Origin of the sequence: Gordonia sp. VNK21 (assembly GCF_046098115.1) — a bacterium.
Taxonomy (GTDB): Bacteria; Actinomycetota; Actinomycetes; order Mycobacteriales; family Mycobacteriaceae; genus Gordonia.
Map to the genome: position 1 here is coordinate 56,855 of NZ_JBJURU010000015.1, position 13,574 is coordinate 70,428.

The 13,574-nt window shown below is 70.1% G+C and carries 10 protein-coding genes; 7 read left to right on the forward strand and 3 right to left on the reverse strand.

The window, feature by feature from the left end:
- The first annotated feature begins 65 nt into the window (after positions 1 to 65).
- Together ACJMNC_RS15840 and ACJMNC_RS15845 are read left to right on the forward strand one after the other, a co-directional pair.
- Complete coding sequence (locus ACJMNC_RS15840; protein ID WP_408948929.1) at positions 66 to 3,896, forward strand: amino acid adenylation domain-containing protein; 3,831 nt, start codon at positions 66 to 68, stop codon at positions 3,894 to 3,896.
- Positions 3,893 to 5,110, forward strand: a complete 1,218-nt coding sequence (locus tag ACJMNC_RS15845; RefSeq protein WP_408948930.1) for an enterochelin esterase domain-containing protein — start codon at positions 3,893 to 3,895, stop codon at positions 5,108 to 5,110. The genes ACJMNC_RS15840 and ACJMNC_RS15845 overlap by 4 nt, the downstream gene beginning before the upstream one ends.
- Positions 5,111 to 5,126: 16 nt before the next feature.
- Here ACJMNC_RS15845 and ACJMNC_RS15850 read toward each other — a convergent pair whose 3' ends face one another.
- Together ACJMNC_RS15850 and ACJMNC_RS15855 are read right to left on the reverse strand one after the other, a co-directional pair.
- The gene (locus ACJMNC_RS15850) at positions 5,127 to 5,894 is read right to left on the reverse strand and encodes a crotonase/enoyl-CoA hydratase family protein (protein ID WP_408948931.1); all 768 of its coding nucleotides are present in this window, start codon (positions 5,892 to 5,894) and stop codon (positions 5,127 to 5,129) included.
- Positions 5,894 to 7,417, reverse strand: a complete 1,524-nt coding sequence (locus ACJMNC_RS15855) for an AMP-binding protein (RefSeq protein WP_408948932.1) — start codon at positions 7,415 to 7,417, stop codon at positions 5,894 to 5,896. The genes ACJMNC_RS15850 and ACJMNC_RS15855 overlap by 1 nt, the downstream gene beginning before the upstream one ends.
- A gap of 76 nt (positions 7,418 to 7,493) precedes the next feature.
- On the opposite strand from ACJMNC_RS15855, the gene ACJMNC_RS15860 reads away from it, so the two are divergent.
- The 4 genes from ACJMNC_RS15860 (at position 7,494) to ACJMNC_RS15875 (ending at position 10,740) form a co-directional block, all read left to right on the forward strand.
- Entirely contained in the window at positions 7,494 to 8,063 is a 570-nt protein-coding gene (locus ACJMNC_RS15860; RefSeq protein WP_408948933.1) for a TetR/AcrR family transcriptional regulator, read from the forward strand.
- 144 nt (positions 8,064 to 8,207) lie between these two features.
- Positions 8,208 to 8,993, forward strand: coding sequence for a DUF1266 domain-containing protein (locus tag ACJMNC_RS15865; RefSeq protein ID WP_408948934.1), 786 nt, complete (start codon positions 8,208 to 8,210; stop codon positions 8,991 to 8,993).
- Positions 8,960 to 9,877, forward strand: coding sequence for a DUF1266 domain-containing protein (locus tag ACJMNC_RS15870; RefSeq protein ID WP_408948935.1), 918 nt, complete (start codon positions 8,960 to 8,962; stop codon positions 9,875 to 9,877). The genes ACJMNC_RS15865 and ACJMNC_RS15870 overlap by 34 nt, the downstream gene beginning before the upstream one ends.
- A gap of 2 nt (positions 9,878 to 9,879) precedes the next feature.
- On the forward strand, positions 9,880 to 10,740 hold the full coding sequence (locus ACJMNC_RS15875) for a DUF1266 domain-containing protein (protein WP_408948936.1): 861 nt from the start codon (positions 9,880 to 9,882) through the stop codon (positions 10,738 to 10,740).
- Between the two features lie 143 nt (positions 10,741 to 10,883).
- On the opposite strand, the gene groL is transcribed toward ACJMNC_RS15875, so the two are convergent.
- Entirely contained in the window at positions 10,884 to 12,509 is a 1,626-nt protein-coding gene (gene groL / locus ACJMNC_RS15880) for a chaperonin GroEL (protein WP_408948937.1), read from the reverse strand.
- Positions 12,510 to 12,797: 288 nt separating this feature from the next.
- On the opposite strand from groL, the gene ACJMNC_RS15885 reads away from it, so the two are divergent.
- The coding region (locus ACJMNC_RS15885; protein ID WP_408948938.1) for an HAD-IC family P-type ATPase at positions 12,798 to 13,574 on the forward strand (777 nt) is incomplete at its 3' end.

The following is a 13,574-nucleotide window of genomic DNA, read 5'->3' on the forward strand; positions in this document are numbered from 1 at the left end:
TCCCCTTCGGACCACTGCGTCGGCGTTCGCCCGGCGCCGAGAAGAAAGCAGTGTGAAAGACCTCGATGTCTGCCCCGTCACCTGCCCTCACCGGGCTCTCCGCCACCCAGCTCGCCCTCTGGTTCGGACAGCAGCAGACACCCGGTTCCCCGGTGTATCAGTGCGCCGAACGCATCGACGTCCACGGCGACTTCGACGTGGCGGTCTTCGCCCCGGTCCTGGCCCACTGCCTGTCGCAGATTCCGGCTCTCAACGCCCGGTACGTGTCCGGGGCCGAGGGGCCCGAGCGTCTGGCCGATCAGCGTGAACACCGGCTGCGGGTGGTCGACGCCCGCGGCGAGGGCGATCCGGAGCAGCGCTGCCGCACCCTCACCGCCGAGCTGATGGCCGCCGCCCCCACCGGCGAGATCTCCGGTCCGCTGCTCAGTGATCAGGTCCTGGTCCGGATCGCCGACGACCACCACGTCTGGGTGCAGCGCATCCATCACATCGCCGTCGACGGCTACTCCTTCGCAGCGCTGCTCCGGTGGATCGCCGCCTGCTACACCGCCCGGCTGGCCGGCACGGACCTGCCCGAGCCCCCGTTCGCCGAGCCCTCACCGGCCGCCGGCGAGACCGGCGACGACGCCGGCTTCTGGCGGGACTACTGCGCCGGCGAACCCGAACCGCCGAGCCTGACCACCGCCGGTCATGCCGTCGGCGTGCGGCGTGCGCACCGCGCCGTCCGGCAGCTGCCGGCCCGCACCCTGCCCGAGGGACGCGGCTGGGCCGAGACCGCGATGGCCGCCGCCGCCCTCTACACCGCGGCCCTGTCGGCCGAACGCGAGGTGGCGCTGGGCATGCCGTGGGCCAACCGCGCACTCGGCCGGCGCCCGACCATCGAGCCGGCCGTCAACATCCTGCCGCTCCGGATCACCGTGGCGCCCACCGACACCGTGCACACCCTGATCGACGCGGTCGATGCCGAGATCCGGCAGGTGCGACCGCACAGCGGCTACCGCGCCGAACTGGTGCGCCGCGAGGTGGGCGCGGTGGGCAACGACAACGCGCTCTACGGCCCGGTGGTGAACATCAAGTTCTTCACCCCGGAGCTGACTCTGGGTGACGCCGGCGGACACATCACCAACATCGCGATGGGCCCGGTGGACGACATCACCTTCACCGCCTCGCCGCAGCCCGACGGCGGTCTGGTGCTCGAAGTGGAGGGCAACCCCGACCGCTACTCCAGTTCCGTCACCGATCAGCATGCACGGCAATTGATCTCGCTGATCGACGCCCTGGCGACGGTCGATCCGCAGACCCGGCTCGGCAGCCTGCCGATCGTCGACGACGCGGCCGCCCGCGCCCAGATCGAGGAGTTCAACCACACGGCGGCACCGCTGCCCGCGACCACGCTCACCGCACTGCTGGCCGAATCGGCACTGCGCCACGCCGAGCGGCCCGCCCTCTCGTGGACCGGCCGGACGCTGACCTACACCGAACTGTTCCGCGCCGTCGAGTCGCTCGCCCAGGTGCTGCGCGGGCTCGGCGCCGGTCCCGACGCGGTGGTCGCGCTGCGGCTCGACCGGTCCCCGGAGACCGTCGTCGCCATCCTCGCGACCATCATGGCCGGCGCTGCCTATCTGCCGATCGACCCGGAGCTCCCGGACGAGCGGATCGCCTCGATCATCGACGACGCCCGTCCGGTAGCCGAACTCACTCCCGGCGGCGACGGGGCCGAGAACCCCTGGCGCTGGGAGGATCTGGCACTGGAGGTGACTCCCCGCTTCACCCGCGAACCGGCCGTCGGCGCGTCACCGGCACCGCACGACGGCGCGTACATCATCTTCACCTCCGGATCGACCGGCAAGCCGAAGGGCGTGCTGATCGAACACCTCGCGATCGTCAACCGGCTGCGGTGGATGGACGAGACCTTCCACCTCGCCCCCGACGACATCGTCATGCAGAAGACGCCGTACTCGTTCGACGTCTCGGTGTGGGAGTTCTTCTGGCCGATGCTCACCGGCGCACAGCTCTCGCTGGCCTCACCCGGTGCGCACCGGGACACCGCGCGGCTGGTCCGGGAGGTCGTCGATCAGCGGATCACGGTGTGCCACTTCGTGCCGTCGGCGCTCGCCGCCTTCCTCACCGAGCCGCAGGCCCGGGCGATCACCGGCCTGCGGCTGGTCGTCTGCTCGGGTGAGGCTCTGCAGCCGGAGACGCTCCGCACGGCCGAGGAGATCTTGGGCCGCGGCGTGGTGGCGAACCTGTACGGCCCCACCGAGGCCGCCGTCGACATCACCTGGTGGCGCCCGGATGCACAGTGGGACGGGCAGTCGGTGCCGATCGGTCTGCCGGTCAGCAACAGCGCCGTCTATGTTCTCGACGATGCCCTGCGCCCGCAGGCACCGGGCAATGCCGGCGAACTGTATCTGGCCGGGGTGCAGCTGGCCCGCGGCTACCTGCGCCGGCCCGGGCTCACCGCCACCCGGTTCGTCGCCGATCCGTTCACCCCCGGACAGCGCATGTACGCCACCGGCGATCTGGCCCGCCGGCGCGCCGACGGGAACATCGACTACATCGGCCGGGTCGACGACCAGGTGAAGATCCGCGGCCGTCGCATCGAGCTCGGCGAGATCGCCTCGCAGTTGTCGGCCGCCCCCGACGTCGACCGGGCCGTGGTGGTGGTGCGCGGCGACGGCACCTCGGCGATGCTCGTCGGCTACGCCGTGCCGGAGGACGGAAAGACCCTCGATGCCGCCGCCCTGCGCAGTCATCTCGCGCAGACGCTGGCGAGCTACATGGTGCCCGACGCCGTCGAGATCCTCGACGCCCTGCCGATGACCCGCAACGGCAAACTCGACCGCAAGCGGCTGCCCGAGCCGGTCCTGGGCGCCCGGGAGATCATCGCCCCGGCGTCACCGCTGGAGATGACGCTCACCGAGGTCTTCGCCGAGATCCTCGGCCGCGACGAGGTCTCGTCCACCGACAGCTTCTTCGACCTGGGCGGCAACTCGCTCTCGGCCACCCGGCTCGCCGCCCGGGCCGGCGAGGTTTCCGGCCGCGAGGTGGCCGTCTCCGATGTCTTCGCCGCACCGTCGGTGGCCGCACTGGCCGCCCGGCTCTCCGGTGACGACTCGGTGGACCCGTTCGGCCGCCTGCTCACCCTGCGCACGGGCGACCCGGACAGCACCGACGCCCCGCTGTTCTGCGTCCATCCCGCCGGCGGACTGGGCTGGTGCTACTCCGGCCTGCTCGCACCGCTGCGCCCCGGCGCCGCCGTGTACGCGCTGCAGGCCGACGGCCTGCACGGAGAAGCCTTGCCGCAGAGCCTGTCCGAGGTGGCCGACCGCTATCTGGCGGCGATCGACGAGGTGGCGCCGGACGGCCCGATCCGCCTGCTCGGCTGGTCGGTGGGCGGTGTGATCGCCCACGAGATGGCCGCCGCGGCATCCGCCCGCGGCCGCACGGTCGAGCGGCTGTGCCTGCTCGACGCCTACCCGAGCGAGCTGTGGGCGGACCAGCCCGCCCCGTCGGACGCGGAGGTGCGCCGGGCGTTTCTGATCATGGCCGGGATCGACGACGTTCCGCTCGACTCGGATGAGGAACTGCTCGCCGCGCTGCGCGGTGCGCACACGGCATTCGGTGGCCTGGCCCCGCAGCAGGTGCGGGCCATCGCCGGCATCGTCGCCCACTTCGCGACCCTGATGCGCACCCATCGCAGCTCCGTGTACCCCGGGGATGCGCTGCTGTTCCGCGCGGCCCGCGACAGCCAGGACTTCCTGAAGCCACAGGCCTGGGAACCGCTCCTGGGCGGCGGCCTCACCCGCATCGACCTGGACACCAACCACCCGGGCATGGTCCGGGCCGAGAATCTGGCCCGGATCGCACAGCGGATCGACGGAACGGACTCGTGAGCAGCGCCGGCGATCCCGCGGAGCTGACCGCACAGCAGGTACGGGACCTGTTGTGCGGCGGCCGGCCCGTCGACCAGGACCTGCTCATCGATGCCCTCGATCGGCTCGGCACCCCGCTGATCACCGCCGATCCCGAACACCCCGGGAACCGGCGGCTGCTCTTCGCCTGGATCGAGGAACCCGGCGAGGAGCCGCTGGCCGGGGTCTACCTGTGGGCCAATCGCCTCACCGACAAGCACCGGATGGCCCGCGGCGAACTGCATCGCGTGCCCGGCACCCGGATCTGGTGCGTGGAGCTGACCGAACCGGCCGGGGTGATGTCCGGCTACCGGATGTACCCCTACCGCCCGGGCGATCCGGCCCTGACCGAGGACGGCCTGCAGTACACCCGCGAGCTGGTCCGCGACGCGGTGGTCGATCCGCACAACCGGCTCGCCGCCGGCGGTTCGCCGTTCGGCTCGGTGCTGCACGGTGACGACGCACCGGACATGACGCTCTGGCACTCGGCCGGCGAGCCCGACGAACGCACCGTCTCGGCGACGACGATCGACGTCGACGGCCGGCAGGTGCCGTGCCGGCTGAGCATGCCCGCCGTCGACGGTCCGCCGCCGGCGCTGCTGGTGGTCTACGACTCCGAGAAGTGGCTGGGCCGCTACCGCCTGGATCGCGTGCTCGACGCGGCGTACCGCAGCGGGCGGAGCCGCCGCCGCTATGCGATCGCCGGGATCGACTCGCCGTCCCGCCCGCCGGAGCGGCTCGCACTGCTGGGCGGGAACCCGCACCTGGCCGATGCCGTCGCCGAGCAGCTGATCCCGGCCGCACGCGCCGCACTCGGCGGCGCACCCGAGCAGGTGATCGCCGTGGGCCAGTCGCTCGGCGGTATCGCCGCACTCACCCTCGCCGCGAGACGGCCCGGGCTGATCGACGAGGTGCTGGTCTATTCACCGTCGGTGTGGTGGCGGCCCGGCCTGACCGGTCGCGCCGCCGACGTGGGACAGCGCGAGGAGTGGGTGCACGACCTGCTGCGCGGCCAGGACGAACCGTCCTTCCGGATCCGGCTCGCGGTGGGCGACTACGAGGGACCGCTCATCGAGCGCGTACTCGACCTCGCCGACACCGCCCGCGAGGTGGGGCATCCGGTGCAGCTGGACCGCTACTCCGGCGGCCACGACGACTATTCCTGGGCCGCAGTGCTTTCCACACATCTGGACTGATCGGTCCGGTCGCCGATCAGATGTCGTCGAACGAGCCGCCGCGTCCCTTGCCCGCGGCGAATCGTCCGGCACCGGCCACTCCGTTCTCCTGGAGCGAGGTCAGGCCGATGGTGAATTCGCGTGCCATGGCGGTCGTCTCGTCGTCACCCCACTGCTCCCGGGCCGAGCGACGGTCTCCGCGCAGGCACACTTGCGGCATGCGCGCGATGTCGTGTGCCAGCGCAACCGCGGCGGTCCGGCAGGTCCCCGACGGCACCACCCGGTTCACCAGTCCGAAGTCCAGCGCCTCGGCGGCGTCCACCGGCCGGCCGGTGAGGATGAGATCCATTGCGCGACTGTGGCCGATCAGCCTCGGCAGACGCACCGTTCCGCCGTCGATCAGCGGCACTCCCCACCGTCGGCAGTAGACACCGAGGGTCGCGTCCTCGTCCACCACCCGCAGATCGCACCACAGCGCCAGTTCGAGCCCGCCGGCCACGGCGTTGCCGTTGATCGCGGCGATCACCGGCTTGTCGAGCTTCATCCGGGTCGGCCCCATCGGACCGTCCCCGGCCGGGTCGAGGCTGTTGCCACGGTCGGTGCCGACGGCCTTCAGGTCGGCACCGGCACAGAACGACGGACCGTCGCCCGCCAGTACCGCGACGGCCGCATCCGACTCGGCGAAGGACCCGAAGGCATCGGCGAGTTCGGCCGCCATCGGACCGTCGACCGCATTGTGCCGCTCCGGCCTGGTCATGATGACCAGGAAGACCTCGCCGTCGCGTTCGATCCGGACGCTGTCCATCACCGCTCACCCCACAACGGCTCGCGCAGTGCGCGCCGCAGCACCTTGCCGACCGCCGACTTGGGGATCGCCTCGATGAAGTGGACCTGCTTGGGCGCCTTGTGGGCGGCGATCCGGCCGCGCACGAAATCGATCAGTTCGTCCTCGCCCGCGTCGGCTCCGGGTTTGAGGGTGACGAAGGCCGTCACGGCCTCCACCCACTTGTCGTCGGGTGCACCGACCACGGCGCATTCCGCGACCGCCGGATGCGCCGAGAGCGCATCCTCGACCTCGCGCGGGTACACGTTGTAGCCGCCGCTGATGATCATGTCGCTGGTCCGGTCGACCAGGTGCAGGTATCCGCGCTCGTCGAAGCGAGCGAGATCGCGGGTCCGGATCCAGCCGTCGGCGGTGATCGTCGCGGCGTTCAGTTCGTCCGCACCGTAATAGCCCGCCATCTGGAACGGTGCGCGCACCGTGATCTCCCCGATCTGTCCGGTGGGCACCGCGTTCCCGTCGTCGTCGATCAGTTTCAGGTCGACGTCCGTGGACGGTAGTCCACACGCGCCCCACAGTGATCGGTCGCCGTGGTCGGTCTCGTCGAGCGAGGCGATCACGAGCGGCGCCTCGGTCTGTCCGTAGTACTGCGCCATGATCGGGCCGAAGACCTGAAGGGACCGCTCGAGCACCGGTCTGGGCATGGGACTCGCACCGTAGATGACCTTGCGCAACGAGGTCAGGTCGGTCGTCTCCAATGCCCCGCTGTTCAAGAGCATCGCGAACATCGTCGGGACGAGGTTGATCTCGGTCACCCGGTAGCGCTCGATCGCGGCGGTGAAAGCCGACGGCTCGAACCCCGGAAGGACCGCCGAGGCGCCGCCGCGCACCCAGTACGGCAGCACGAAGGTGCCGCTCGCGTGGATGAGCGAGGCCGCGTGCAGCATGACCGAGTCTCGTTGCGGGTCCAGGAGGTTCGCCAGGATGTTGGTGCAGATGGCGCCGTAGGAGCCCTGAGTGTGGACCACGGCTTTGAGCGTTCCGGTGGTGCCCGAGGTGTACAGCATCAGCGTCGGATCGTCCGGCGACAGCTCCACCGCCGGTTCGCCGACAGGTTCGCGGGCGGGGGCCAGAAGGTCGTCGACGCCACCGCGTGCGGTGCCGAGTCCGTACACCGCGATTCCCGGATTCCGCTCGGCCAGCTCACCGGCCCGATCGATCAGCGAATCGTCGGCCACGAGCACCGAGGCCGCCGATCCCTCGACCATGGCGGCATGCTCGTCGAGAGAGAGTCGTGCGTTCAGCGGCACCCTCACCAGGCCGGTCTTGATCGCAGCGAACTCCATCGGAATCGAGTTCAGCCCGTTGTTCACCAGCAGTGCGACGTGCGCACCCTTGCCGACGCCTGCCTGCAGCAGCCGGTGGGCGATCAGATTCGCCCGCTCGTTCACCTCCCGGAAGGTGAGCACGTCGTCGCCGACGTAGACGGCCGGCCGGTCGGCATAGGCCGCCGCACCCCGCCGGATATGAGTCGCCGCCATTGCCATCTCGATCAGTCCTCCATCAGCTCGGCTCGCAGATAAACAGATCAAATGGTCTGTTTTGATCTGACAGAATGCTCGCATGCCCGTCGAGCCCCGTCAAGAGCGTGCCGTGCGCACCCGGGAGAAGATCCTCACCGGGGCGGTCGACGTCCTGGTGAGCCACGGCTACGCGGGATTCACCATGGCGCGCGTCCAGGAGGCGGCCGGCGTCACCCGCGGTGCCCTCACCCACCACTTCGGGTCGATGCGCGAGCTGGCCGTGGCCGCCATCGATCACATCGCCGAGCAGCAGGCCGGCGAGATCCGCTCGGTGAGCGGTTCCGGGGCCACCCTCGCCGACGTCACCGAGGCGATTCACGAGGTGACCCGCCGGGCGACCTTCGTGGCCGGCCTCGAGCTGTGGCTGGCGGCCCGGACCGACACCGAACTCCGCGCGGCACTGCAGCCGGGCGCCCACCGGTTGATGGAGCAGCTCCGGTCGATCCTCGAGCCGGTCGTCGGCGACCTGGACGACGAGTCCTTCGAGATCTTCCTCGACGGCCTGCTCAGCCTGCTGCGCGGGCTGGCGATCGGTGCGGTTCTGCGCGACCGCCCACAGCGCGAGCATGCGATCCTGAACGCCTGGTTGAGCAGCTATCTCACGGTCTGACGGGGCGCAGGCCAGGCGTTCTTTGAGAACGTCGCGGAACGCTGCGGACCCGGATTCGGCCGAACGATCGACGCGCTCGGCGGGGCCGACCGCCGGCGGCGGTAGTCTCACCGTGCCACGATCGACTGCGCCGAGGAGCTGCCCATGACCGCCGGATTCGAACCCGCGATCCTCACCTCGCCGTCGGGGCCGACGCACGGTCCGGCGGCATCGGTGCTCGCCCTGGGCGCACCCGGCGCGCTGACCGCCCAGGTCTTCTGGAACTCCCCGGAGCGGCCCGGTGCGGCGCCCGGCGTCGTGGACGCCACCGTCGACGAACGGCTGGCCGCCACCCGCCGCTGGCAGATCACCAGCGCCGAGTCCTGGCTGCACGTCACCGACCGGTTCATCCGCGGCGAACACATCCGCAGCAGACCGGCCGAGACCGCCCTGGACGTCCGGGATGCGGTGCTCGAGGAGAACGGGGCCGCCTACCTGTCCGTCGGCGACTGGATCGACGCGGTGGACGAACAGGGCCGCCGCGCAGGCTGGGACGAAGCACGCACCGCACTGGTCCTGCGACTCGCGGTCAAGGCCTTCCACGCCGAACAGCAACTGGCCGAGGACGGACTGCTGCCGGCCGGGCGCCGGGTGGTCACCATGTTCGCCTACGATCTGGCGCACGCCGCCTACCTCATCCACGCCGGCGCCCGGCTCGGCTACTCCGATCCGCAGACCGTGCAGCAGATGCACCAGGCGCTGGCCCACAACGCCTCCGCCGTCTACACGTCGTGGCAGGACTACGCCGCCGCGTACGTGCTCGGACACTCGCTGCTCGAGGGCGGCTATCCCAGCGACGAGGTCTACCGGTCGGCCGCGGCCACCGCGAAGCTGCTGCTCTCGAGTCCGCTCAGTCCGTGGACCAACATCGGATTCCCGGGCCGGGGCTGACCGTGTCCGACGCGCACGAGCACGATCTCGCGGTCCGCGCCGCGCCGGAGCCGACCGTGTCTCCGGAGCTCGCCGCACTGGCCCGCGGGTCGATCCGAACCGATCCCGACGGGCCGCTCTACGATTCGCTGGCGCAGGCGCTCGCGCTGGACGCACCGGGCTCCGTCGACGCCGGGGTGGAGTGGAACTCCCCTGTGCTGCACGGAGTCTCCAGTTACGAGCTGCGGGTCGCACTGTCGAAGAACCTGCAGATCAACAGTGCCGGCGACTGGGCCGGGCACCTCGGGACAACGCTGACCGGCGATCATGCCGGCGACCTGGAGACCGTTCTGCAGTTCCGCGCCGAACTGGTCCGCCGAGACGGCCGGGAGGTCGGGCGCGCCCAGTGGGTCGAGGCGATGCATCACTGGGCCGAGGCGAGCGGGATGGACCCGCAGGCACATCGCGCGATGGATGAGATCAGCGGCGCCGTCGTCGCCGTCGAGGACCGTCTCCGGTCGGCCGGACTGCTCGCCGGCACCGAGACCGTCCGGACCGCGGCCGGCGTCCAGGCGGCCGATGCGATCACGGTGGTCCGCTGGGGTGCACAGTCCGGCTACGCCGACCGCCCCGCGATCGTTCAGGGGCTGCTGGCCGTCCGGGACCTGGCGGGCCGGCACTTCGTCTCCTGGCGCGAGTTCGCAGCCTCTCAGCTGGCCGGCCGCGCCCTGTTCACCGCACCCGAGCAACGGGACCGGTGCGTCGACGAGCTGCTGCCCGCCGTCGCCACCCTGCTGCTGGTGCCGGAAAGCCCGTGGCGAAACCTCGAATTCCCGATAGTCACCGATTTCACCGAGCTGAACGCAGGACTGTGGTCCGGCGATCCCGACGATATGGAGCCCTGACCGTGGGACTGTTCACCAAGCGCACGAAAGCGTCCGGCGAGCCGGGATACGAGGCCAGCACGGCCGAGGAGATCGACATGCTGATGCGGGTCGGTTTCGACGACATCGAGATCCCCTTCGATCCGGACGGCTACTTCTACGGCCCGGTGGCACAGGGGCTCGCGATCGCCGCACCGATGGTCTACAGCAATGCCGCGCAGTGGAACTCGCCCACAGACGTGGGTGCACTGACCGAGCCGGCGCTCTGGGAGGGGCTCACCGACACCTGGGGTATCCCCGACGCCGAACGGTGGCTCGAGGTGGTCGGCCGGCTGGTCGACTGCACCTACGGCGACTGGATCGCCGATCACGCCACCGTCGTGCGGACCCGGACCAAACAGCGGCTCGACGTTCCGGTGCTCGACGATGCGCGCTGGGCGCAGGCGCTGGCCGAGGAGGCTCAGCGGGTGGAGGCGAAGCCGGAGTATCTGACCGATCTGCAGAACCGGATTCCGGAGATCCGGAAGGCCGAGCAGATTCTGCGCGATGCCCGGCTGCTCGGCGCCGACGAGGAGGTGCAGGCGCTCGGCGGCTACGACCTGGTGCGCGCAGGCAGCGTGGTCCGCTGGGGTGCGGCGGTCGGCTGGGGCGAGCCCGAGCTGGTGCTCCGGGTAGCCCTGGCCTCCCGCGATGTGGCAGCGCAGCTGTACACCTCGTGGCGCGATTACGGGCTGGGCATGGCCGCCGGCAAGCTGGTCACCTACCCCAGCACCTGGGGCCTGGACGTGGCCGCCTCCATCCGGTGGCTGCGACCGTTCACCGACTCACCCGATTCGCCCTGGAACCACCTGCCCTTCCCCCATCCCTCGGACCTCGAGGACTAGACCGTCCATTCCGGCCGCCGGCCGGGACCGGCGGGTCCGAGCGTGACGCCGCCGCCGATGCACGCGAGCCGGTCATCCCCGCGGGGATGACCGGCTCGCGTGTGGTTCTGCGACTGGTCGCAGGGCGAAAGATCCTCAGCGGATCAGAAGCCCATGCCGCCCATCTCGTCGCCGCCCGGCATGGCCGGGGCCGGGTTCTTCTCCGGCTTGTCGGCGACGACGGCCTCGGTGGTGAGGAACAGGGCCGCGATCGACGCAGCGTTCTGCAGCGCCGAGCGGGTGACCTTCACCGGGTCGTTGATGCCGGCCGCGAGCAGATCCTCGTAGGTGTCGTTCGCGGCGTTCAGGCCGGTGCCGACCGCCGAGTTGCGGATCTTGTCCGCGACCACGCCCGGCTCCAGACCGGCGTTGATGGCGATCTGCTTGGCCGGAGCCGAGAGCGCCACCTTCACGATGTTGGCACCGGTGGCCTCGTCGCCCTCGAGCGACAGACCGTCGATGGCCGGCTCCGACTGCAGCAGAGCAGCGCCACCACCGGCGACGATGCCCTCCTCGACGGCGGCCTTGGCGTTGCGCACGGCATCCTCGATGCGGTGCTTGCGCTCCTTGAGCTCCACCTCGGTCGCAGCGCCGGCCTTGATCACCGCAACACCGCCGGCCAGCTTGGCCAGGCGCTCCTGCAGCTTCTCGCGGTCGTAGTCGCTGTCGCTGTTCTCGATCTCGCCGCGGATCTGCGCGACCCGGCCGGCGATCTGCTCGGCGTCGCCGGCACCGTCGACGATGGTGGTCTCGTCCTTGGTGACGACCACCTTGCGGGCCTGGCCGAGCGACTCGAGGCCGGCCGACTCCAGGCTCAGGCCGATCTCCTCGGAGATGACCTCGCCACCGGTCAGGATGGCGATGTCGGCGAGCATGGCCTTGCGACGGTCACCGAAGCCCGGGGCCTTGACGGCGACGGACTTGAAGGTGCCGCGGATCTTGTTCACGACCAGGGTCGACAGGGCCTCGCCCTCGACGTCCTCGGCGACGATCAGCAGCGGCTTGCCGGCCTGGATGACCTTCTCCAGCAGCGGGAGCAGATCCTTGACCGACGAGATCTTGCTCGAGACGAGCAGGATGTACGGATCGTCGAGCACAGCCTCCTGGCTGTCGGCGTCGGTGACGAAGTAGCCCGAGATGTAGCCCTTGTCGAAACGCATGCCCTCGGTGAGCTCCAGCGACAGGCCGAAGGTCTGCGCCTCCTCGACCGTGATGACGCCTTCCTTGCCGACCTTGTCCATCGCCTCGGCGATCAGCTCGCCGATCGACGGGTCACCGGCCGAGATGCCTGCGGTGGCAGCGATCTGCTCCTTGGTCTCGATCTCGGTGGCGCTGCTCAGCAGCGAGGAGGTGACGGCCTCGACGGCCTTCTCGATGCCGCGCTTGAGGCCCATCGGGTTGGCGCCGGCCGCGACATTGCGCAGACCTTCGCGAACCAGAGCCTGCGCCAGCACGGTGGCGGTGGTGGTGCCGTCGCCGGCGACGTCGTCCGTCTTCTTGGCGACTTCCTTGACCAGCTCAGCGCCGATCTTCTCGTACGGGTCCTCGAGCTCGATCTCCTTGGCGATGGACACACCATCGTTGGTGATCGTGGGGGCGCCCCACTTCTTCTCCAGGACGACATTGCGACCCTTGGGTCCCAGGGTGACCTTGACGGCGTCGGCGAGGCTGTTCAGGCCCCGCTCCAGGCCGCGGCGCGCCTCTTCGTCAAAAGCAATCTGCTTGGCCATTGGTAAGTGATCCTCCGGTAGGGGGTGACACTGAAGTTCTCTGGCCGGACTCGGTGCCCGCGACGGACGACCGGAGGTGTCTTGGGACCGGTCTCACCGTCCCGACCTGGCACTCGCATGCCACGAGTGCCAAGTCCGTTTTTAGCACTCTCGCACTGCGAGTGCAAGGTGGGTTCCGTTGCTCTCCGGAAACCTCGAGAACCATTCCGGAACCGGCTAATGTCATGAACACAAGCGAGCGACAGGGGCGACACCGTCGTGACCGATTCCGCCGATGCAGCTGCCACCGTGGCAGCCACACCGACCACACCGGCCAAGGGGGCCGACGTCGACCTGGAGAAGGCCGGCATCGATACGGTTCTGGCCACCCTGTCGTCGAACCGCGACTCGGGGCTGACCGCCGCGGAGGCCGCGTCGCGGCTGAGCACCTACGGTCCGAACGGCCTGCCGGACCACGCCGAGAGCGTGTGGCACAAGGTGCTCAAGAACTTCACCGGCCCGATCGCGTACATGATCGAGGCCGCGGCCATCGTCTCCGGTGCTCTGCAGCACTGGGAGGACTTCGGCATCATCGTCGCGCTGCTGCTGTTCAACGCCGTGCTCGGCTACTGGCAGGACAGCAAGGCGGCCAATGCACTGGCCGCACTCAAGGCCGGTCTCGCACCCGACGCGACGGTGCTCAGAGACGGTAAGTGGTCGACCATCGCCGCCGCCGACCTGGTGCCCGGCGACATCGTGAAGATCCGGCTCGGCGAGGTGGTCCCCGCCGACCTGCGGCTGACCGACGACTCGTCGGCCTCGATCGATCAATCCGCACTCACCGGAGAGTCGGTCCCGGTCCGCAAACACCAGGGCGACGCCGCCTACTCCGGCTCCATCGTCAAACAGGGCGAGACCACCGGCGTGGTGATCGCGACCGGCTCCAACACCTTCTTCGGCCGGACCGCCACGCTCGTCGCCGGGGCCGGCAGCGTCTCGCACGCCCAGAAGGCGATGTTCCAGATCGGCAACGTCCTGATCGCCGTCGCGGTGATCCTGGCGGTGGTGCTGGTGCTCTTCGAAGTG

What these genes read in the sequence shown, in the direction of transcription:
- ACJMNC_RS15860 (WP_408948933.1), top strand. Translation starts at nt 7,494, where the DNA reads ATGCCCGTCGAGCCCCGTCAAGAGCGTGCCGTGCGCACCCGGGAGAAG.
- ACJMNC_RS15840 (WP_408948929.1), top strand. Translation starts at nt 66, where the DNA reads ATGTCTGCCCCGTCACCTGCCCTCACCGGGCTCTCCGCCACCCAGCTC.
- groL (WP_408948937.1), bottom strand. Translation starts at nt 12,509, where the DNA reads ATGGCCAAGCAGATTGCTTTTGACGAAGAGGCGCGCCGCGGCCTGGAG.
- ACJMNC_RS15850 (WP_408948931.1), bottom strand. Translation starts at nt 5,894, where the DNA reads ATGGACAGCGTCCGGATCGAACGCGACGGCGAGGTCTTCCTGGTCATC.
- ACJMNC_RS15855 (WP_408948932.1), bottom strand. Translation starts at nt 7,417, where the DNA reads ATGGCAATGGCGGCGACTCATATCCGGCGGGGTGCGGCGGCCTATGCC.
- ACJMNC_RS15865 (WP_408948934.1), top strand. Translation starts at nt 8,208, where the DNA reads ATGACCGCCGGATTCGAACCCGCGATCCTCACCTCGCCGTCGGGGCCG.